This window comes from Pseudomonas pseudonitroreducens (assembly GCF_021603645.1).
In the GTDB taxonomy this organism is placed as follows: Bacteria; Pseudomonadota; Gammaproteobacteria; order Pseudomonadales; family Pseudomonadaceae; genus Pseudomonas; species Pseudomonas pseudonitroreducens.
This window is the reverse complement of the sequence record NZ_BQHJ01000002.1, coordinates 391,424-413,628: the sequence shown is the minus strand read 5'-3', so window position 1 is coordinate 413,628 and position 22,205 is coordinate 391,424. Positions and strand designations below refer to the sequence as shown.

The window sequence follows — 22,205 nt, the reverse complement described above, 5'->3', positions numbered from 1 at the left end:
GAGCTTATAACCGGCTCAGGACGAGCAACTGATCTCCAGGTGCTTGCCCCAGTCCGGCGGGCGGCGGGTGAAGTGCTCGGCATCCGGCTGCTCTTCGAAGGGCTTGCTGAGCACTTCGTGCAGGCGCCGCACCACGCTGTAGTCGCCCTGTTCGGCGGCCGTGATGGCCTCCTGGGCGAGGTAGTTGCGCAGCACGTAGAGCGGGTTGACGGCGTGCATGCGCGCGCGGCGTTCGTCCTGGCTGCCGCCTTCGCGTTCGGCGCGCGCTTGATAGTCGGCGGCCCAGGCGTCGAAGCCGGCGAGGTCGACGAAATCTTCGCGTACCACGGCCAATGCTTGCTCAGGCGCCTGATCGCCGAGGCGGCGGAAGAACAGCGAGTAGTCCACGGCGCCTTTCTGCATGGTTTGCAGCAGGCGCTGCACCAGCTCCAGATCGCCGTCTTCGGCGCTGCTGAGGCCCAGGCGACGGCGCATCAGGTCCAGGTAGTGCGCCTGGTACAGCGGCAGGAACAGGTCGAGGGTGGCGCGCAGGTCGTCGACTTCGACGAAGGGCGTCAGCGCCTGGCCCAGTGCGGCGAGATTCCAGTGGGCGATCGGCACCTGGTTGCTGAAGGAGTAGCGGCCGCTGTCGTCGGAGTGGTTGCAGATGTGGTTGGCGTCGAAGTCGTCGAGGAAGGCGTAGGGGCCGTAGTCGAAGGTAATGCCGAGGATCGACATGTTGTCGGTGTTCATCACGCCGTGGCAGAAGCCGTAGGCCTGCCAGTAGGCGATCATCTGCGCGTTGCGCTCGATCACTTCGCGGAAGAACGCCAGGTAGGGCTTTTCGTTGTCCAGGCACTGCGGGAAGTACGAATTGAGAACGAACTCGCCGAGTGTCCTCAGGTGCTCTTCCTGCTTGGTGTAGTAGAAGTACTCGAAGTGGCCGAAGCGCACGTGGCTGGGGGCCATGCGCAACAGCATGGCGCCGGTTTCCCGAGTCTCGCGCCATACCGTGGTGCTGGAACCGGTGACGCACAGGGCACGGCTGCTGGGGATGCCGAGGGCGGCGAGGTATTCGCTGGCAAGGAACTCGCGGATCGACGAGCGCAGCACGGCGCGACCATCGCCCATCCTGGAATACGGCGTCTGGCCGGCGCCCTTGAGGTGCAGGTCCCAGTGCTCGCCGGCGTCGTTCACCACTTCGCCCAGCAGCAGGCCGCGGCCGTCGCCCAGGCGGGGGTTGTAGGAGCCGAACTGGTGCCCGGAATAGACCATGGCGCGCGGCTGCGCTTCCGACCAGAGCTTGTGGCCGGCGAAGATTTCGGCGAACACCGGGTTGTCCGCTTCGCTCGGGTCGAGGTCGAGCAGGGCCATGGCCGAGGTGCTGGCAACGACCAGGCGCGGATCGGCGATGGGATCAGGCAGGACTTCGGTGGAGAACACATCGCCCAGGCGGGCGAAGCGGTTATCGAAGACGAGTTCGTCGAGCTTTTTCACAGGTTAACTCCGGACATGTCCGAGCATTGTGCTCGGACATGTCCGAAGGCGTCCACCCTCAGGCCTTGTCGCCGTCAGGCTTGGCCGACAGTTTCACCGGCGTGGCGGCGGGTTGCTGCTGCCCGACGATGACCTGGGCTTCCTGGCCCTGGAAGTTCTTCAGGAACACGTCGACCTGGTTGAACGCCATGTCGATGCCGGCCTCGCGGAAGGCCAGGGCGATGCGCGTGAGGGTTTCGTCCACCGCCGGGTTGCGGTCGCCCAGCTCGCGCACGTGGAAGCGCAGTTCGTAGTCGAAGGTGCTGGCGCTGATGGTGGTGAAGTACAGCACCGGCTCCGGGTCGCGCAGGATGCGGGGGTTGGCGTGGGCGGCTTCCAGCATGATCTTGCGCGCCAGCGGCAGGTCGCTCTCGTAGGCCAGGCCGATCTTGATGGTCACCCGCGTCACCGTATCGCTCAGCGACCAGTTCACCAGTTGGCCGGTGATGAAGGTCTGGTTGGGGACGATGATTTCCTTGCGGTCGAAGTCGGTGATGGTGGTGGCGCGGATGCGGATGCGGCTGACCGTGCCGGACAGCGTACCGATGGTCACCACGTCGCCGATCCGTACCGGGCGCTCGAAGAGGATGATCAGGCCGGAGACGAAGTTGGAGAAGATCGCCTGCAGGCCGAAGCCGAGGCCGACCGAGAGCGCAGCCACCAGCCATTGCAGTTTGTCCCAGCTCACCCCGAGGGTGGACAGCGCGCTGACGATGCCGACGCCGCTGATGGTGTAGGAGAGCAGGGTGGTGATGGCGTAGGCACTGCCCTGGGCCAGAGTCAGGCGCTGCAGCACCAGCACTTCCAGCAAGCCGGGGAGGTTGCGCGCCAGGGCGACGGTCACCGCGGCGATCACCAGCGCCATGATGAAGTCACTGAGGCTGATCGGCGTGGTGGACGCTGCGTCGCCGGTGCCGCTGGTGTACTGGTAGAGCGTTACGTTGTCGAGGTAGGAGACCACGCTGATCAGGTCGGCCCAGACCCAGTACAGGGTGACCACGAAGCCGATCAGCAGGCCCAGGCGGATCAGGCGCATGGACTGCTCGTTGATCTGCTCGATGCCCAGGGTCGGTTCCTCGACGACGACTTCGCTGCCCTCGATGCCTTCCTTGGGCGCGTTCTGCCGTTTCGACAGGGCGCGCTGGTAGGCCAGGCGGCGGGCGGCAACGCCCATGCCGCGGACGAAGGTGGCTTCCACCACCATCCAGAACATCAGCAGGAACAGGGTGTCGATCAGGCGGTCGGTGAGCTTGAGCGCGGTGTAGTAGTAGCCGAAGCCCACTGCGAGGAACAGCGCTACCGGCAGGGCGGTGAAGCCCAGGCCGACGATCATCTTGATCATCGACGGGCGCTCGCTGGACGGGCTGTTGAACAGCAACTGGGCGAGCAGCCAGGTCATGGCGCCGTAGCCGAACAGCACCACGGCGATGCCGATCACGTCATCGGCCAGCGACGCCGGGGAGTGCTCGGCGACAGTGACCACGGCGACCAGCGACATCACCACCAGCCCCAGGCGGCGCATCAGCTTGCCGAGGAACTGCACCTGCGCCTGGCTCCAGTGGAAGTGCCGCTCGGCGATGCCGCCGGGGCGCAGGATGCGGTGCGCGGTGTAGAACACCAGCCACACCTGCGCCATCTCCAGCAGCGCGCTGCCCAGTGTGGCGTTCTGGCCGCGGGCGTCGAGCAGCAGGGCGAGGCCGGCGATGCCCAGCGCCAGGGTGCCGGGCAAGGCCAGCAGCACGGCGAGCAGCAGCGCCAATGGCGTGTGCGCCTGGCTGTCGCGCTTGAAGTGGCCGATGTCGTCGTTCAGCGACTCCAGCTTGTCGTAGAGGAACCGGCGCTTCCACAGCAGCCCGGCGACCAGCAGGAGCAGGGGCAGGAACAGGAAGGGGCGGTCGATCAGGCCCTCGAACAGCTCCTTGACGCCCGAGCCCCAGGGCACTTCGGCCAGTTGGTGGTGCAGCAGGCTCGGGGTCATCTTGAACCAGGACAGGTCCAGCGGGCGGTTGCTGGGAATCCAGAACATCTGCTCGTCGAGGGTGGCGCGCAGGCTGTCGCTGGTTTCCTTGAGCTGCTTCTGGTTCAACTGCAGGGTGATGGCTTCGTTGAGCAGTGCGTTCAGCTCGTGGTTGAGACGCTCCATCAGCTCCAGGCGGGTGTCCACCAGCTCGCCGAGGTCGTGGCGCAACTGCGGGGTGACGCTTTCCTGGGGTTGCTGGGCCAGCAGGTTGTCGAGGTAGACCTGGGTGTTGTTGATTTCGTCGCGCTTCTGGTTCAGCTCGAACTGGTACAGGCGCAGGTCGGCGATCTCGTCGGCGAGGTCCTGGTCAGTCTTGATCACGGGCAGCGACTGCTTCTGCTGGTAGAGGATCTTGGCCAGCAGCAGGCTGCCGCGCAGCACGTTGATCTGTTCGTCCAGGGCCTGTTCGCCCTGGGTCAGGTTGTCCAGTTGCTGCTTGGCTTCGAGGTTGCGCCGGGTCAGGGTGTTGAGGCGGTCGGTGGTGCGCAGCAGGTAGTCGGAAAGCTTCAGGTTGGCGGCGCTCTGCTGGCTCAGCAGGCTGTCGGTGCCGGCGGCCTGGCTGTCCTTGGACAGTTCGGCGACGGTCTTCTCCGACTGTTCGCGGCGCTTGTCGCTGATCATCGCCTGCAGTTCGAGGGTCTCGCGCTCCTCGCGGCCGATGCGCTCGGCCAGCAGGTCGCGCTGGCTGGAGGCCAGGTCGAGCAGCAGGTTGTTGCCGGCCAGTTGCTGGCGCAGCAGGAGATTCTGCGAGGTGAGCATGGCCTGTTCGGCCAGTAGCTCGTTGCGGCGCTCATCCGAGATCGGCTTGGCGCCTTCCTTTCCAGCCTTGATCAGCCCGGCGATTTCCAGCAGGCGTGTCTGGTTCTTGCTCAGGTCGGCCTGGGCCCGCTCCGGTCGGGTCTGCGCGGTGAGGATCTCGCTCTTGGCATCGACCATCTCCTTCTGCCAGGCGGCGAGCTGGGTGGACTGCTCGTTGAGCAGCATTTCCAGCTGGGTCGCGCTGGAGCCGTTGTAACGCTGGCTGGCAGGCTTCTCGCTGCTGGCCTTGAGGCGACCGAGCGCCTTCTGGTTCTCGTTGATCAGCTTGGGCGCATCGGCCAGCCGGCCCTTGAGTTCAAGCAGCTGCTTCTCGCTGTCGGCCTTGGCCGCCAGCAGCTTCAGGGTGTTCTCCAGGCTTGCCTTGATCGGCTTGGCCTCGGCATCGGCCAGCTTGCGGTCGGCCAGGCTGTCGAGGCTCTGCTGCACCTTTTCGGCGCTCGGCGGAGAGGTATCGGCGGCCAGCGCGGGCAGGCCGATGAGTGAGCCGCCCAGCAGGACGGCGGTCAGAAGGGTACGCAGCAGGAATGACATGGTCGCGGGTGGCGGCTCGTGCGGAAAGTGGGCAGAGGGTAGTGCTGGCGGGCCGGCACCCGCAAGCGGGTACCGGTGGGCGGTCAGAGGAACAGACCGGGGCCGGGACGGCCTTCCGGGAATTTGACCCCGACCTTGCGGATCTTGTTCCCGTCCAGGGCGGCCACGGTCCAGGTCAGGCCGTTCCATTCCACCTGGTCGCCGATGATCGCCTGGCCGCCGATCTCATGGGCAATGAAGCGGCCGAGGTTCTGTTCGCCGTCCACGCCTTCCAGCTTCAGGCCATAGAGCGAGGCCACGGCGGAGAGCTGGGCGTCGCCCTCAAGCACGAAGTCACCGAAGAAGCGCGCGCTCAGGCCGCGATCCGGCGCCTGGCTGAACAGTTTGCCCAGCGGCGACAGATCGTGCTCGTGGCCGATCACGCAGAGGATGTCGTCGGCCTCGAGGATGGTGCTACCGGACGGGTGCAGCAACTGGGTGCCACGGAACAGTGCGGCGATACGGGTGCCTTCGGGCATCTTCAGCTCGCGCAGGGCGGCGCCGATGCACCACTTCTCCTTGCTCAGGTGGTAGACGAACAGCTCCCACTCGCTGGTCGGGTGGACTTCCAGGCCGGCGCGGGAGATCGGCGCCGGGTCCGGCGGCACTACCACGCGCAGCAGCTTTGCGGCCCAGGGCAGGCTGGTGCCCTGCACCAGCAGCGAGACCAGGACGATGAAGAAGGCCACGTTGAAGAACAGCTGGGCATTGGGCAGCCCGGCCATCAGCGGGAACACCGCGAGAATGATCGGCACCGCGCCGCGCAGGCCGACCCAGGCGATGAAGGCTTTTTCGCGGCCATGGAAGGCGCGGAATGGGGCAAGGCCCACCAGCACCGACAGCGGGCGGGCAAACAGAATCATCCATAGCGCCAGGCCGAGGGCGGGCAGGGCGATGGGCCAGAGGTCGTGGGGCGTGACCAGCAGGCCCAGTACGAGGAACATGCCGATCTGCGCCAGCCACGCCATGCCGTCGAGCATGTGCATGATGCCGTGGCGCGAGCGGATCGGCTGGTTGCCCAGTACCAGGCCGCACAGGTAGATGGCGAGGATGCCGCTGCCATGCACGGCGTTGGCCACGGCGAAGATCAGCAGGCCGCCGCTGATGGCCAGCAGCGGGTACAAACCGTTGGCCAGGTGGATGCGGTTGATCACCTGCAGCAGCAGCCAGCCGCCGCCCAGGCCCAGCACCGAGCCGATGCCGAACTCGCGCAGGAAGTGCCAGAGGAAGCTCCAGGACAGGCCGCTTTCGCCGTGGGCGAGCATGTCGATGAGGGTGACGGTGAGGAACACCGCCATGGGGTCGTTGCTGCCCGATTCGATTTCCAGGGTCGCGGTGACCCGCTCGTTCAGGCCCTTGCCGCCCAGCAGCGAGAACACCGCGGCGGCGTCGGTGGAGCCGACGATGGCGCCGATCAGCAGACCTTCCATCCAGCTCAGCTTGAACAGCCAGGCAGCGGCGATGCCGGTCAGGCCGGCGGTAATCAGCACGCCGGCGGTAGCCAGGGAAAGCGCCGGCCAGAGCGCCACGCGGAAGCTCGAGACCCGCGTGCGCAAACCGCCATCCAGCAGGATCACTGCCAGTGCCAGGTTGCCCACCAGGTAGGCCATGGGGTAGTTCGAGAAGCCGATGCCGCCAGGGCCGTCAGTGCCCGCGATCATGCCTACGGCGAGGAAGATGACCAGGATCGGGATGCCCAGGCGCGAGGACAGCGAGCTGACCAGGATGCTCATGCCGATCAGCACAGCAGCGATCAGGAAATAGCTGTTGATGGCCACGGCATCCAAAAGGTCGATCTCCGGCGCAAATGAGGGGGGAGTGGCGACACTACGCGAGGATCAGGATGCAGGCCGCATGCCAATCGATTCTAACCTGCGGATTTACAAGGCTGTCAAAGGTTTGTTGAGGACCGTTCGGCGGTGCTGTCGAGCCAGCTCCCGCTGTTCTGCCAGGTCGGCACCAGGTTGAATGTGGGGAGCGCGGTGGGCGCCCAGCTGAGCGCCTCTTCCAGTGGCAGCTGCACGGCATCCAGGCAGGCTTGCCGGTCCCGCTGCAGGGTGGCGCGGGCCTTGCTGATCTCGCCGGCCGTGTACTGCCCCTGGCTGGCGCCCAGTGCGCGTATCTGTGTGTGCCAGAGGTGCCGGGCCGAGCTGCCCGTGACGCCGCAACTGCCCAGCGGGTCGTAGTAGGAGGAGCCGAACTGTGCATAACCGGCGTTGACCAGGGCATTGAAGTAACGGCTCTGCGAGGCAATCGACGTGTGGTCCCCGCCGCGCAGCACGGCAATGCCGTCGTTCATGGCCTTGTCGATGTTCTTCAGGTAGTCGTCGGCGTGCTCGAAGGCTTCCGTGCTGGGCGTGCTGTAGATCGGTGCGGAACTCGGGGAAAGTGCAGCGTAGCGCTGCTTGCCGTCGTCACTCGAACCGGTATTGAACAGCACGAGTGTGCAGCCCAGCGCCACGGCGATGGCAACTACCGGAAACAGCGTCTGGCAGCGACGGCGGAAGGAACGGCTGGTAAGCGTCTGGATGGCCATGGTCGTGAGGTGCGTGAATTTCGCGGACGCCATTCAACGGCATCCTCCTCAGGCCTTGCAGTCGGTCGAGTCAGAGTTATCGGTGGGAATATTCCCTCATTCTGCTGGGCTGTTGTCCCTCAACTTGTGAGGCGCCCGGAAGGGCTGGAATGAGCGGGTTTTCCCGGGCATAAAAAAGCCCCGGACGTGACCGGGGCAGAAGGCACATGCGGGGACCTAGAACCAGGCGTCCTGCATGCTGAAACAGGTGTCGTCGCGGGCTTCGAGCAGCGCCAGGTCGTGGTGGCAGGACGGCACTTCCCAGGTCAGGAAGTAGCGCGCGGCCTGCAGCTTGCCGCGGTAGAAATCGGTGTCGGCGGCGTGGCCGCGCGCCAGCCCTTCCTCGGCGCGAATCGCCTGCTCCAGCCAGCGCCAGCCGATCACGGCATGGCCGAAGACCTTCAGGTACAGCGCCGAGTTGGCCAGGCCCTGGCCTACGCGACCCTGCATCAGGTCGCCGAGCAGGCTCAGGGTGGTCGCCGAGAGGCGCGCCATCAACTGCTCCAGCGGTTCGCGCAGCTTGTCCAGCGAGGTGTGCGCCTGGGCGCGCTCGCAGGTCTGGTTGATCAGGCGGGTCAGTTGCTTGAGGCCGGCGCCGTTGTTCTGCGCCAGCTTGCGGCCGAGCAGGTCCAGCGACTGGATGCCATGGGTACCTTCATGAATCGGGTTCAGGCGGTTGTCGCGGTAGTACTGCTCGACCGGGTACTCGCGGGTGTAGCCGTGGCCGCCGAGAATCTGGATCGCCAGTTCGTTGGCCTTCAGGCAGAACTCCGAGGGCCAGGATTTGACGATCGGGGTGAGCAGGTCGAGCAGTTCATGGGCCTGCTTGCGCTCCTCCTCGGTGGGCAGGGTTTCGCAGTCGTCGACCAGACGCGAGGCGTACAGGCCCAGGTCGAAGGCGCCCTCGACGTAGGCCTTCTGGGTCAGCAGCATGCGCTTGACATCGGTGTGCTGGACGATGGCGACCGGCGCCGAGGTCGGGTCCTTGGCGTCCACCGGGCGGCCTTGCGGGCGCTCGCGGGCGTATTCCAGGGAATACAGGTAGCCGGCGTAGCCGAGCATGATGGCGCCCATGCCGACGCCGATGCGCGCCTCGTTCATCATCTGGAACATATAGGCCAGACCGTGGTGCGGCTTGCCGACCAGGTAGCCGACGCATTCGCCCTTGTCGCCGAAGTTCAATGCGGTGGACGTGGTACCGCGCCAGCCCATCTTGTGGAACAGGCCGGCCAGGGTCACGTCGTTGCGTGCGCCGAGGGAGCCGTCGTCGTTGACCAGGAACTTGGGCACGATGAACAGGCTGATGCCCTTCACGCCGGGCGGTGCGTCCGGCAGCTTGGCCAGCACCATGTGGACGATGTTCTCCGACAGCGGGTGGTCGCCGCCGGAGATGAAGATCTTGTTGCCCTTGATCCGGTAGCTGCCGTCGGTGGCCGGCTCCGCTCGGGTACGGATGTCGGCCAGGGACGAGCCCGCGTGCGGCTCGGTCAGTGCCATGGTGCCGAAGAAGCGCGCCTCGATCATCGGCTGCAGGAACAGGCGTTTCTGCTCGTCGCTGCCGAACGTCTCGATCAGGTGGCTGGCGCCCATGCTCAGCATCGGGTAGGACGAGGTGGCGATGTTGGCCGACTGGAAGTGCGCGAAGCAGGCGCGCGACAGCAGGTGCGGCAGTTGCATGCCGCCCTGTTCGAAGCTGCGCGAGGCGTTCTGGAAACCGGCCTCGTTGAAGGCGTCCACCGCCGGCTTCACTTCCGGGATGAGTACCGCGCCGCCGTCGACGTACTGCGGTTCGTTCTCGTCGTTCTTGCGATTGTGCGGGGCGAACAGCTCCTCGGCGATGCCGCGCGCCGTGGACAGGGCGGCATCGAAGGTCTCGCGGTTGTGGTCGGCGAAGCGTTCGCGCTGGGTCAGGGCCTCGGCGTCGAGCACTTCGTAGAGTTCGAAAGCGAGGTTGCGGGAGCTGAGCAGGGTCTCGGACATGGATCGACCTCCGTGGGAATCGCCGCAGTCTAGTCTGGTGAATGAAGCGCGCACAGAATCATCCATGAGCGTGATAAAGGGCTAAAACACCCGGGCTCCCGGCCGGCGCCGGCGACGGCGGGCTCGCACCGCACCGGCCACAGGACCTAAACTGCGCGCCTTGAGGAGTCCGCTATCGATGAACTACCGCCACGCCTATCACGCCGGCAACCACGCCGACGTGCTGAAACACATTGTCCTCGCCCGCATCTTCGCGCTGATGGCGCGCAAGGACACACCCTTCGCCTACCTCGACAGCCATTCCGGCATCGGCCTGTACGACTTGCTGGGCGATGAAGCCAGCCGTACCGGCGAGTGGGAGTCGGGCATCGGCCGCCTGGTTGAGCGCGATGACCTGCCGGAGTTGCTGCAGGACTACCTGGGCGTCGTGAGTGCACTGAATCCCGATGGCGGCCTGGAGTTCTACCCGGGCTCGCCGGAGCTGGCGCGCCGCCTGACCCGCCCGCAGGACCGCGTGCTGCTCAACGAGCTGCACCCCGAGGATGGCCGTCTGCTCAAGGCCAACATGGCCGGCGAGCGGCGCATCTCGGTGCACCAGGGGGACGGCTGGCTGCTGCCCCGAGCCTTCCTGCCGGTAGCGGAGAAGCGTGGTGTGCTGCTGATCGACCCGCCCTTCGAGCAGCCTGACGACCTGGAACGCTGTGTAGCCGCGCTGGACGAGGCCATCGGCCGCATGCGCCAGACCGTGGTCGCCATCTGGTACCCGATCAAGGATCGCCGCCAGCTCAAGCGCTTTTACCAGCGCCTGGAGAAGAGCTCGGCGCCGAAGATGCTCCGCGTGGAGTTGTGCGTGCATCCGGCCGACACGGCGGACCGCCTGAATGGTTCCGGGCTGGTCATCGTCAACCCACCGTGGCCGCTGGATGAAGAGCTGCGCGGGCTGTTGCCGTGGCTGGCCCAGACGCTGGCGCAGAGTGAAGGCAGCAGCCAGCTGGAATGGCTGATCGCCGAATGAAAAAAGCCCCGGCAGTGCCGGGGCTTTTTCTTGGCGGTGACCGTGACGGTTCAGTGTGGCTCGGACCGATCGCGGACGGAGTCCGCTCCTACGCTACGGATGAGCCAGGTGCCCGTGTAGGAGCGAGTTTGCTCGCGAACCGATCTTGCAGCGGGGTTGTTCGCGAGCAAGCTCGCTCCTACAGGTATGGGTTTACGCCGGCAGGCACACGCCCGTGCCGCCCAGGCCGCAGTAGCCGTTGGGGTTCTTCGCCAGGTATTGCTGGTGGTAGGCCTCGGCGTAGTAGAACGGCGGCACCTCGCGGATTTCCGTGGTGATCTCGCCATAGCCCTTGGCGCTCAGTTCCTTCTGGAAGGCTGCGCGGCTGGCGTCGATGGCGGCTTTCTGCGCCTGGTCGAACCAGTAGATCACCGAGCGGTACTGGGTGCCGGTGTCGTTGCCCTGGCGCATGCCCTGGGTCGGGTCGTGGGATTCCCAGAACACCTTCAGCAGTGCCTCGATGCTGGTTTCACGCGGGTCGTAGGCCACCAGAACCACTTCGCTGTGGCCGGTCAGGCCGGAGCAGACTTCGTCGTAGGTCGGGTTCGGCGTGAAACCGCCGGCATAACCCACCGCGGTGACCCACACGCCCGGCTGTTGCCAGAAGCGTCGTTCGGCACCCCAGAAGCAGCCCAGGCCGACAACGATCTGCTGCACACCGGCGGGGAAGGGCGCGCTCAGCGGATGACCATTGACGTAATGCGCTTCAGGCACTGGCATCGGGCTTTCGCGCCCGGGCAGGGCCTGGGCGGAGCTGGGCAGTTCCAGTTTGTGGGCAAGTATTTGCGAGCGCAGGGTCATGGCATTCGTCTCCTCTGGATAGGGGCGGCAATAGACTCGGGTACTCGCCGAAGATTACAGCGTTTGTTTTGCTTTGCGGGAGGTTTGAGACAACTCGCGAGGATGGCTGCGGGCACGCCGCGCCAGGGCGCCTCACTGCGGGCGGCAGGGGTAGCGCTGCAGGCTGGAGGAAAGGTCGTGGCTGGGGATCGGCTTGTCGAACAGGTAGCCCTGGCCGATGTCGCAGCGGTTGCGCCGCAGGAAAGCCAGCTGGGCGGCGGTCTCGACGCCTTCGGCGACCACCTGCAGCTTGAGGTTGTGGGCCATGGCGATCACCGCCGAGGTGATTTCCATGTCGTCCTGGTTGTCCGGGATGTCCTTGATGAAGCTGCGATCGATCTTGATCACGTCGATGGGGAATTTCTTCAGGTAGCTCAGCGACGAGTAGCCGGTGCCGAAGTCGTCCATGGCCAGGGTCAGCCCTAGGCTCTTCAGGCGCTCCAGTTGCTGGCGGGTGTCGTCGGTGGCGTCCAGCAACAGGCTTTCGGTGAGCTCCAGCTCCAGTTGGCTGGCCGGAATGCTTTCCTCGTGGAGGATCGCGGCGATGGAACCGACCAGGTCCGGATCGCTGAATTGCTTGGGCGACAGGTTGATCGCCATGTGCAGGTCGCCCAGCCCCTTGGCGGCCAGCTCGCGGACCTGGCGACAGGCCTGGCGGATCACCCACTTGCCGATGGGGATGATCAGCCCGGTTTCCTCGGCGACGCTGATGAACTGGTCCGGGCGAATCATGCCCTTCTCCGGATGCTGCCAGCGCAGCAGGGCTTCCAGGCCGAGCAGCGCGCCGCTGCGCAGGCAAAGCTTGGGCTGGTAGTGCACGGCCAGTTCGTCCTGCACCAGCGCGCGGCGCAAGTTGCTTTCGACGAACAGCTTGTAGCTGGCCTCGGCGGTCATCGCCTCGGTGAAGGTCTGCACCTGGTGCTTGCCGTTGGCCTTGGCCTTGTGCAGCGCCAGACCCGCGTGCTTCATCAGCGTCTGCGGGTCCTGCCCGTGCTGCGGCGCGTAGGCGATGCCCACGGAGCCGGTGATGCTGATCAACTGGTTGTCGACGAACAGTGGCTTGTCGAGCACGTCGAGGATCTGCGCGGCAACCTTCTCGCCACGGCCGGCCACGGATTCTTCCAGCAGCACGGCGAACTCGTTGCTGGCGAAGCGCGCCAGGGTGGCGCTGTCGCTCAGGCTGCTGCGCAGGCGCCGGGCGAGGTTGGCCAGCAGCTTGTCGCCGGTCTGGTGGCCGAGGCTGTCGTTGATCCGCTTGAAGTTGTCGATGTCCACCAGCAGCAGGCTCAGCGAATGTTCGCTGCCCACTTGCAGGCGCTCTTCCAGGGCATTGATGAAGAAGTGCCGGTTGGCCAGGCCCGTGAGGTTGTCGCGGTAGGCGAGCTTCTCGATGTGCTGCTGGGCCAGTTTGCTCTGGGTGATGTCTTCGTAGATGCCGATGTAGTGGGTCAGCTCGCCCTTGTCGTCGTAGACCTTGGACAGCGATAGCTGGCCCCAGTAGGGCTCGAGGTTCTTGCGCCGGCTGCGGAACTCGCCTTGCCAGCTGTTCTGCGTGACCAGGGTGGAGCGCGCGTCGAACAGCAATTCGCTGAGGTTGGCCAGCGCCGGCAGCTCGGGCAGGCGGCGACCGCGGACTTCGTCGGCGCCGTACTGAGTGATGGCGGTGAAGCTCGGGTTGACGTACTCCACCAGGCCGTCGCGGTCGATCAGCAGGAAGGCGCTGGCGCTCTGTTCGACAGCGCGCTGGAACAGATGCAGGGCGCTGGAGACGTTGCGCCGCTCGTGGTTCATCAGCACCTGGGCATACTGGTCGGCCAGTTCGCCGGCGAAGGCGATTTCGTCGCTCTGCCACATGCGCACTTCGCCGACGTGTTCCAGGCAGAGCACGCCGACTACTTCGCCGCCGACGCGGATGGTGGCGTCGAGCATGGCGCTGATGCCCTGTGGGCGCAGGTAGCGCATGGCCAGTTCCTGGGTACGCGGGTCCTGCTGGGCGTTGTGAGCGTCGATGGCGCGGCCGCTGTGCACCGCGTCGAGGTAATTGGGGAAGTTGCTGGCGTCGATGTCCTGCGGCTTCTCGTACTGGTCGGTGTCGCGGCGGTAGATGGTCACCGCTTCCAGGCGATGGTCCGGGTGCAGGCGCCAGATGCCGGCGCGGGCCACGTCGTAGGCCTCGCAAGCGGCCTGGGCGATCAGTTGCGCGGCTTCGAGCAGCGGGTCGCTGGACAGGTAGCGGTGTCGCGCCAGGCGCACGATGAGGTTCTGCTGGGTGCGCGAGCGCACCAGGTGCTGCAGGTGTTCGTCCTGGGAGCGCTGGTACATCTCCAGGGACATCTTCAGGCGGATGTTCTGCGCTTCCAGGTCCAGCAGGCGCGGGTCCAGCTCGGTTTCGTGTTCGTCCGCCTCGGTCTGCAGCAGGTAGCCGTGCAGCAGTTGGCGGCCGTGTTGCTGGAACGCCTCGCCAACCTCCAGCACGTTCAGCGTGCCGCGCGGCGAGTGGAGCAGGTAGCGCACCCGGTAGCGGCCGTCCCTGAGCAGTTGCTGCTGCACTTGCTCATGCAGGCGATGGCGCGCCTCGGGCTCCATCAGGCTGGCGTAGGGGGCGTCGAGAATGCCGCAGAGGTCCTGGGCCGGCACGCCGATCTGCCGCTCGCAGCCAGGGTCGAGGAACAGCAGGGTCCAGCTGGGTTCGTTCAGGCGCTCGAAGCGCAGCATCCCGAGCCTCGAAGGGACGGGAAGCTGCGTGACAACCTCGGCCGCCTGACGGCTGGCGGCATCGGGATGACTCTTCATGCGCGGGAGATTTCCAGGGTGCTGGACGAGGTACATGGCCTCGCCCGACTTCTATGGGCGTTGGCAAGATTTGCATGAGGCACGGGGCCATGACAAGCCAAGACTGTATCGGCCGTCACGCAGCGAAGTTGAGTGCGGTGCGGCCGCGAGGCCGAGCCGCCGGTCAGAATCGTGCGGGCAAAAAGAAGCCCCGCCATCCGGCAGGGCTGGAGAGTACGAGCGTGGCGTGCTCGTCGAGAGGAGGGCCGGCGTGGCCGGCCTTTGCAACACTTACAAGAGCAACACTTACAGCAGCAGGGTGCGGATATCACCCAGCAGGTCGGACAGGCGCTTGGTGTAGCGCGCAGCAGCGGCCCCGTTGATCACGCGGTGATCGTAGGACAGCGACAGCGGCAGCATCAGACGCGGCTGGAAGGCCTTGCCGTCCCACACCGGCTGCATGGTCGCCTTGCTGACACCGAGGATTGCCACTTCCGGCGCGTTGACGATCGGCGTGAAACCGGTGCCGCCAATGTGGCCGAGGCTGGAGATGGTGAAGCAGGCGCCCTGCATGGCGTCGGCGGAGAGCTTCTTGGTGCGCGCTTTTTCCGCCAGTTCGGCGGCCTCGGCGGCCAGTTGCAGCAAGCTCTTCTGGTCGACGTTCTTGATCACCGGTACCAGCAGGCCGTCCGGCGTGTCCACGGCGAAGCCGATGTTCACGTACTTCTTGCGGATCAGCGCCTTGCCGCTGGGGGCCAGCGAGCTGTTGAAGTCCGGCATTTCCTTGAGCAGGTGGGCACAGGCCTTCAGCAGGATCGGCAGCACGGTCAGCTTGACGCCAGCCTTCTCCGCCACGGCTTTCTGGGCCACGCGGAAGGCTTCCATCTCGGTGATGTCGGCCGAGTCGAACTGGGTCACGTGCGGCACGTTCAGCCAACTGCGGTGCAGGTTGGCGGCGCCGACCTGCATCAGGCGGGTCATCGCCACTTCTTCCACTTCGCCGAACTTGCTGAAGTCGACTTCCGGGATCGGCGGGATGCCCGCGCCACCGGTAGCGCCAGCCGGCGCGCCGGATTTGGCGCGCTGCAGTTGTTCCTTGACGAACAGCTGCACGTCTTCCTTGAGGATGCGGCCTTTCGGGCCGGTGCCTTTGACTTCGCTCAGCTCGACGCCGAACTCGCGGGCGACCATGCGCACCGCGGGGCCGGCGTGGACCTTGGCGCCGTCACGGCTGGGCGCGCCCACCGGAGCGGCTTCCGCAGCCTTGGCCGGTGCAGCGGCCGGTACCGGAGCGGCGGCAGGAGCGGCAGCGGCCGGAGCAGCCGCCGGAGCTGGTTCAGCGGCAGCCGGGGCAGCAGCGCCCGCGACCTTCAGCTTGAGGATCAGGTCGCCGGTGCCGACTTCGTCACCGATCTTGATCGACACGCTCTCCACCACGCCGGCAGCCGGCGAGGGGATTTCCATGCTGGCCTTGTCCGACTCCAGGGTGATCAGCGACTGGTCGGCTTCGACCGTGTCGCCGGCTTTCACCATGACTTCGATGACGTTGGCCTTGCCGGCGGAGCCGATGTCCGGGACGTGGATGTCCTGGACGCTGGCGCCAGCGGCGGGCGCGGCAGCCGGCGCCGGGGCAGCGGCCGGAGCCTCTGCCTTCGGAGCCTCGGCGGCCGGTGCCGGAGCTTCGGCCTTGGGCGCTTCGGCGGCAGCCGAACCTCCCTCGACTTCCAGCTCGAGGATCTCGTCGCCTTCCTTCAGGGTGTCGCCCACCTTGATCTTCAGGCTTTTCACCACGCCGGCTTTCGGCGAGGGAATCTCCATGCTGGCCTTGTCGGATTCCAGGGTCAGCAGGCTCTGGTCGGCCTCGACGGTGTCGCCGACCTTGACCAGCAGTTCGATGACTTCACCCTGACCATTGCCGATGTCGGGTACACGAATCAGTTCGCTCATCGTGCCTCTCCTCAGCAGTCCAGCGGGTTGCGTTTTTCGGGGTTGATGCCGAACTTGGCGATGGCTTCGGCCACGACCTTGGGTTCGATATCACCGCGATCGGCCAGGGCTTCCAGCGCGGCCAGCACCACCCAGTGGCGGTCGACTTCGAAGAAGTCGCGCAGCTTGCGGCGGCTGTCGCTGCGGCCGAAGCCGTCGGTGCCCAGGACCTTGAATTCCTTGCTCGGAACCCACTGGCGGATCTGCTCGGCGTAGAGCTTCATGTAGTCGGTGGAGGCGATGACCGGGCCCTTGCGGCCGGACAGGCACTCTTCGACGTAGCTCTGCTTGGGCTTCTGACCCGGGTGCAGGCGGTTCCAGCGCTCCACGGCGAGGCCGTCGCGGCGCAGTTCGTTGAAGCTCGGAACGGACCAGACGTCGGCGCCGATGCCGAAGTCTTCGCGGAGGATCTTCGCGGCGGCTTCGACTTCGCGCAGGATGGTGCCCGAACCCAGCAGCTGCACGTGATGCGCGGCGTCCTTCTTGTCCTCATCGAGCAGGTACATGCCCTTGATGATGCCTTCCTCGGCGCCCTTGGGCATGGCCGGCTGGACGTAGTTCTCGTTCATCACGGTGATGTAATAGAAGATGTCCTGCTGCTCTTCGATCATCTGCCGCGAGCCTTCGCGGATGATCACCGCCAGCTCGTAGGCGTAGGTCGGATCGTAGGTGCGGCAGTTCGGGATGGTCGCCGCCAGCAGGTGGCTGTGACCGTCTTCGTGCTGCAGGCCTTCACCGTTGAGGGTGGTACGGCCGGCGGTGCCGCCGATCAGGAAACCGTGCGCGCGGCTGTCGCCTGCGGCCCAGGCCAGGTCGCCGATACGCTGGAAGCCGAACATCGAGTAGAAGATGTAGAACGGTAGCATCGGCTGGTTGTGCGTGGAGTACGAGGTACCCGCGGCAATCCAGCTGGACATGGCGCCGGCTTCGTTGATGCCTTCCTCGAGGATCTGACCTTTCTTGTCCTCGCGGTAGAACATCACCTGGTCCTTGTCGACCGGCTCGTACAGCTGGCCGACGGAGGAGTAGATGCCGAGCTGGCGGAACATGCCTTCCATACCGAAGGTACGGGCTTCGTCGGGCACGATCGGGACGATGCGCGGGCCGAGTTCCTTGTCCTTGACCAACTGCGAGATGATCCGCACGAAGGCCATGGTGGTGGAGATTTCGCGGTCGCCCGAGCCGTCGAGCATGGCCTTGAGGGTTTCCAGCGGGGGAACCGGGACCTGGAAGCTCTTCTCGCGGCGCACCGGCATCACGCCGCCCAGCGCGGCACGGCGGGAAGCCAGGTACTTGGCTTCGGCGCTGCCTTCTTCGGGGCGGTAGAACGGCAGGTTTTCCAGATCGGCATCCTTGATCGGGATGTCGAACTTGTCGCGGAACGACTTCAGGGACTCGACGTCGACCTTCTTGACGTTGTGCGCGATGTTCTTCGCTTCGCCGGAACCTGTGCCATAGCCCTTGATGGTCTTGGCCAGGATGACGGTCGGCTGGCCCTTGTGGTTGACCGCCTGGTGGTAGGCCGCATAGACCTTGTAGGGGTCGTGGCCGCCACGGTTGAGTTTCCAGACTTCCTCGTCGGAGAGGTCCTTGACCATCTCCAGCAGCTCCGGACGCGCACCGAAGAAGTGCTCGCGCACGTAGGCGCCGTCTTTGGCCTTGTAGTTCTGGTACTCGCCGTCGATGACCTCGTCCATGCGCTGCTGCAGCAGGCCGGCGGTGTCCTTGGCGAACAACGGGTCCCAGAAGCGACCCCAGACCACCTTGTTGACGTTCCACTCGGCGCCACGGAACACGCCTTCGAGTTCCTGGATGATCTTGCCGTTGCCGCGAACCGGGCCGTCGAGGCGCTGCAGGTTGCAGTTGATGACGAAGATCAGGTTATCCAGCTTCTCGCGGCCGGCCAGGGAGATCGCGCCCAGGGATTCCGGCTCGTCGCACTCGCCGTCGCCCATGAAGCACCAGACCTTCTGCTTGCCGGCGGGAATGAAGCCGCGGCTTTCCAGGTACTTCATGAAACGCGCCTGGTAGATCGCCTGGATCGGGCCCAGACCCATGGATACGGTCGGGAACTGCCAGAAGTCCGGCATCAGCCAGGGGTGCGGGTAGGAGGACAGGCCGTTACCGTCCACTTCCTGGCGGAAGTTGTTCAGTTGGTCTTCGCTGATGCGGCCTTCGAGGAAGGCGCGGGCGTAGACGCCGGGGGAGGCGTGGCCCTGGAAGAACACCAGGTCGCCGCCGTGTTCGTCGGTCGGGGCCTGGAAGAAGTAGTTGAAGCCTACGTCGTAGAGAGTCGCCGAGGAGGCGAAGGAGGAGATGTGGCCACCCAGATCCGGGTCGTTCTTGTTGGCCTTCATCACCATCGCCAGGGCGTTCCAGCGCACCAGGGAGCGGATCCGGCGTTCCATGAACAGGTCGCCGGGCATGCGCGCTTCGTGGGTGACCGGGATGCTGTTGCGGTACGGCGTGGTGATGGCGTAGGGCAGTTGGGTGCCGGACCGGCTGGCCAGCTCGCCCATACGGGTCATCAGGTAATGGGCGCGGTCTTCACCTTCACGGTCCAGGACCGATTCCAGGGCGTCCAGCCATTCCTGGGTTTCGACGGGATCGAGGTCTTGCATGGCTTGCTCCAGGGCGGAAAGGCTTCCAGAATCGGAAGCCAGTAGATCGTTGCCGATAGCTGCGCCAACCTCGTGGGCGACGCGGCGAATTCTTGGAAGTGCTCCGGGGGTACGCCCGGCGGGTTGTAGTTTTACTACAAATCGCCAGCGGATACATCCCTCCCCTCGAAAAAGTTAGTAGTAAAACTACAGGGGCACGAAAAGATAGGAATGCCGGCGCCTCGCCGACCACTCAGGATAGACCATGAGCCTGCCGTCCCTGGCCGCTTTGCCGGCCACTCTGAAGCCTCTCGCCGAGCGAGCTGAGCAGAATTTTCGCACCGCCATCGCCGCCTCTTCTCCCGAGCAGATCGCCAGCTTCGAAGCCTGGTCCGACGAGCGGCATGCCGATTTCTCCCGCGTCACCGCCGGCAGCGATTTCGTTGCCGAGCAGGTCCAGCGCGATCCTGCCTTTCTATTGGAGCTGGCCGCGACCGGTGAGCTGGAGCGTGGCCTGCAGCCCGGCGAGATGGGGGCGCAGCTGGAAGCGCTGCTGGCCGATTGCGCCGACGAAGACGAGTTGGGTCGCCGCCTGCGCCGTTTCCGTCGACGCCAGCAGGTGCGCATCATCTGGCGCGACCTGAGCCGCCGCAGCGACCTGGCCGGTACCTGTCGCGACTTGTCCGACCTCGCCGACGCCTGCATCGACCAGTCCCTGGCCTGGCTCTATCAGCGCAATTGCCAGCAGTTCGGCGTGCCCATCGGCCATCGCTCGGGGCTGCCGCAGAAGATGATCGTGCTGGGCATGGGCAAACTGGGCGCGGGCGAGCTCAATCTGTCGTCCGACATCGACCTGATCTTCGGTTATCCCGAGGGTGGCGAGACCCAGGGCGCCAAGCGCGCGCTGGATAACCAGGAGTTCTTCACCCGCCTGGGGCAGAAGCTGATCAAGTCGCTGGATGCCATCACCGTCGAGGGCTTCGCCTTCCGCGTCGACATGCGCTTGCGCCCCTACGGCTCCAGTGGTCCGTTGGTACACAGCTTTGCCGCGCTGGAGCAGTACTACCAGGACCAGGGGCGCGACTGGGAACGCTACGCGATGATCAAGGCGCGCGTGGTCGGCGGTGACCAGGAAGCCGGCCAGCGCCTGCTCGAACTGTTGCGCCCGTTCGTCTACCGCCGCTACCTGGACTTCTCCGCCATCGAGGCGCTGCGCACCATGAAGCAGCTGATCCAGCAGGAGGTGCGGCGCAAGGGCATGAGCGAGAACATCAAGCTGGGCGCCGGCGGCATCCGCGAGGTGGAGTTCATCGCCCAGGCCTTCCAGCTGATCCATGGCGGCCGTGACCTCAGCCTGCAGCAGCGGCCGTTGCTGCGCGTGCTGGCGATCCTCGAAGGGCAGGGCTACCTGCCGCCGCAGGTGGTCGCCGAACTGCGCGAGGGCTACGAATTCCTGCGTTACGCCGAGCATGCCCTGCAGGCCATTGCCGATCGGCAGACGCAGATGCTGCCGGAAGACGAGTTCGAGCGTATTCGCGTCGCCTTCATCATGGGCTTCGCCAACTGGTCGGCTTTCCACCAGGCGATCAACCAATGGCGAGAGCGCATCGACTGGCACTTCCACCAGGTCATTGCCGACCCGGATGAAGACGAGGACGGCAAGGTCGATACCACCATTGGTGGCGAGTGGATTCCGATCTGGGAGGAAGCGGTGGACGAGGAGTCCGCCTGCCGCCAGTTCGCCGACACCGGCTTCGCTGAGCCGGCGCTGGCCTGGAAGCGCCTCACTGACCTGCGCCATGGTGCGCAGGTGCGCGCCATGCAGCGCCTGGGACGCGAGCGGCTGGATGCCTTCATGCCGCGCCTGCTGAACATGATCGCCGAGCGCGGGCCGGCCGATGTGCTGCTGGAGCGCACGCTGCCGCTGATCGAAGCAGTGGCGCGGCGTTCGGCTTACCTCGTGCTGCTAACCGAAAACCCCGGCGCGCTGGAGCGCCTGCTGACCCTCTGTGCGGCGAGCCCGATGGTGGCCGAGCAGATTGCCCGCTTCCCGATCCTGCTCGACGAACTGTTGAATGAAGGACGGCTGTTCCGTCCGCCGCAGGCTGCCGAACTGGGCGCCGAGTTGCGCGAGCGGCTGACGCGTATTCCCGCGGACGACCTCGAGCAGCAGATGGAGACCCTGCGCCACTTCAAGCTCGCCCACGGCCTGCGCGTTGTGGCCTCGGAGATCGCCGGCACCCTGCCGTTGATGAAGGTCAGCGACTACCTGACCTGGCTGGCCGAAGCGATCCTCGAGCAGGTGCTGAGCCTGACCTGGGACCAGCTGGTACAACGCCACGGCCGCCCGACCCGGGCCGACGGCACGCCTTGCGATCCGGATTTCATCATCATCGGCTACGGCAAGTCCGGCGGCCTGGAGCTGGGCCACGGTTCGGACCTGGACCTGGTATTCATCCACGACGGCGACCCGCAGAGCGAGACCGACGGCGAGAAGTCCATCGACGGCGCGCAGTTCTACACGCGCCTGGGGCAGAAGATCATCCACTTCCTCACCGCGCAGACGCCCTCGGGCATGCTCTATGAAGTGGATATGCGCCTGCGCCCGAGTGGCGCTTCCGGGCTGCTGGTCAGTTCGCTGCGCGCCTTCGAGGCCTATCAGCTGGGCGAAGCCTGGACCTGGGAGCACCAGGCGCTGGTGCGTGCTCGCGTACTTGCCGGCTGCCAGCGGGTGGCCAGGGCTTTCGAGGCGATCCGCGCGAAGGTGCTGGGCCAGCAGCGCGACCTGGCCGAGCTGCGCAAGGAGGTCAGCGAGATGCGCGCCAAGATGCGCGACAACCTCGGCACCCCGAGCACCGCCGCCGGTACCGCACCGAATGCCTTCGAGGCCGCGGCCCCGTTCGATCTCAAGCAGGATGCCGGTGGTATCGTCGATATCGAATTTATGGTGCAATACGCGGCCCTGGCCTGGTCGTGGCAGCACCCGGAGCTGGTGGAGTTCACCGACAATATCCGCATTCTGGAAGCGCTGGAGCGGGTCGGGTTGATGTCCGGCGAGGATGTCCTGAAGTTGCAGGATGCCTACAAGGCCTACCGGGCGGCGGCGCACCGATTGTCCCTGCAGAAGCAGCCGGGCGTGGTGAGCGGCGACCACTTCCATGCCGAGCGGCGCATGGTGATGCAGATGTGGAAAGCCTTCGAGCTGACCTGATTCGCTGCGATTTCCCTCCCCAGGGCTTTTGAACGATGGAGCCAGCATCCGGCGGGATGGTGATCGCCGGAGCAGGCCGCGCTGCCAGTCGCTTGCGCAGGTCTATAGATGTCAGGAGCAAGGCGCGTGATGCCATTGCGCCAGGTCACAGGGAGTGACGAAATCCGCCCGGCCGGTTTGCCGGCTGGGCTAGACTGCCGGCATTCGATGCTCGGCACCCGACCGTGAGGGCACGCGCTGCACGGCTGGATGAATGGAGTACG

Annotated in this window: 11 protein-coding genes; 2 read left to right on the top strand and 9 right to left on the bottom strand. The window is 65.6% G+C overall.

Annotated features, from left to right (window positions below; translation table 11 throughout):
* Positions 1–15: 15 nt before the first annotated feature.
* The 5 genes from selO to L6D89_RS05990 form a co-directional block, all read right to left on the bottom strand.
* The gene (selO, locus tag L6D89_RS06010; RefSeq protein ID WP_236199081.1) at positions 16–1,476 is read right to left on the bottom strand and encodes a protein adenylyltransferase SelO; all 1,461 of its coding nucleotides are present in this window, start codon (positions 1,474–1,476) and stop codon (positions 16–18) included.
* A 58-nt stretch (positions 1,477–1,534) separates the two neighbouring features.
* Positions 1,535–4,885 (bottom strand): mechanosensitive channel MscK, encoded by a 3,351-nt coding sequence (gene mscK / locus L6D89_RS06005; protein ID WP_236199080.1) that lies wholly within the window; start codon positions 4,883–4,885, stop codon positions 1,535–1,537.
* A gap of 83 nt (positions 4,886–4,968) precedes the next feature.
* Complete coding sequence (locus L6D89_RS06000; protein WP_236171229.1) at positions 4,969–6,711, bottom strand: potassium/proton antiporter; 1,743 nt, start codon at positions 6,709–6,711, stop codon at positions 4,969–4,971.
* Between the two features lie 104 nt (positions 6,712–6,815).
* On the bottom strand, positions 6,816–7,493 hold the full coding sequence (locus L6D89_RS05995; RefSeq protein ID WP_236171230.1) for a hypothetical protein: 678 nt from the start codon (positions 7,491–7,493) through the stop codon (positions 6,816–6,818).
* A gap of 183 nt (positions 7,494–7,676) precedes the next feature.
* Positions 7,677–9,479, bottom strand: a complete 1,803-nt coding sequence (locus tag L6D89_RS05990) for an acyl-CoA dehydrogenase (protein ID WP_236199079.1) — start codon at positions 9,477–9,479, stop codon at positions 7,677–7,679.
* 178 nt (positions 9,480–9,657) lie between these two features.
* Between L6D89_RS05990 and L6D89_RS05985 the strand changes: the two genes are divergently transcribed.
* Positions 9,658–10,494 (top strand): 23S rRNA (adenine(2030)-N(6))-methyltransferase RlmJ, encoded by an 837-nt coding sequence (locus L6D89_RS05985; RefSeq protein WP_236199078.1) that lies wholly within the window; start codon positions 9,658–9,660, stop codon positions 10,492–10,494.
* A 192-nt stretch (positions 10,495–10,686) separates the two neighbouring features.
* Here L6D89_RS05985 and msrA read toward each other — a convergent pair whose 3' ends face one another.
* The 4 genes from msrA to aceE form a co-directional block, all read right to left on the bottom strand.
* Positions 10,687–11,334: a peptide-methionine (S)-S-oxide reductase MsrA gene (gene msrA, locus L6D89_RS05980; RefSeq protein ID WP_236171233.1), complete on the bottom strand. Its 648-nt coding sequence runs from the start codon at positions 11,332–11,334 to the stop codon at positions 10,687–10,689.
* Positions 11,335–11,466: 132 nt separating this feature from the next.
* Positions 11,467–14,166, bottom strand: a complete 2,700-nt coding sequence (locus L6D89_RS05975) for a putative bifunctional diguanylate cyclase/phosphodiesterase (protein WP_236199077.1) — start codon at positions 14,164–14,166, stop codon at positions 11,467–11,469.
* A 285-nt stretch (positions 14,167–14,451) separates the two neighbouring features.
* A complete protein-coding gene (gene aceF, locus L6D89_RS05970) occupies positions 14,452–16,092 on the bottom strand; it encodes a dihydrolipoyllysine-residue acetyltransferase (RefSeq protein ID WP_236199076.1) in 1,641 nt (546 codons plus the stop codon).
* Positions 16,093–16,103: 11 nt separating this feature from the next.
* Complete coding sequence (gene aceE / locus L6D89_RS05965; RefSeq protein WP_045216080.1) at positions 16,104–18,752, bottom strand: pyruvate dehydrogenase (acetyl-transferring), homodimeric type; 2,649 nt, start codon at positions 18,750–18,752, stop codon at positions 16,104–16,106.
* Positions 18,753–18,996: 244 nt separating this feature from the next.
* Here aceE and glnE point away from each other — a divergent pair, with 244 nt between their 5' ends.
* On the top strand, positions 18,997–21,942 hold the full coding sequence (gene glnE / locus L6D89_RS05960; protein WP_236199075.1) for a bifunctional [glutamate--ammonia ligase]-adenylyl-L-tyrosine phosphorylase/[glutamate--ammonia-ligase] adenylyltransferase: 2,946 nt from the start codon (positions 18,997–18,999) through the stop codon (positions 21,940–21,942).
* Positions 21,943–22,205 lie beyond the last annotated feature (263 nt).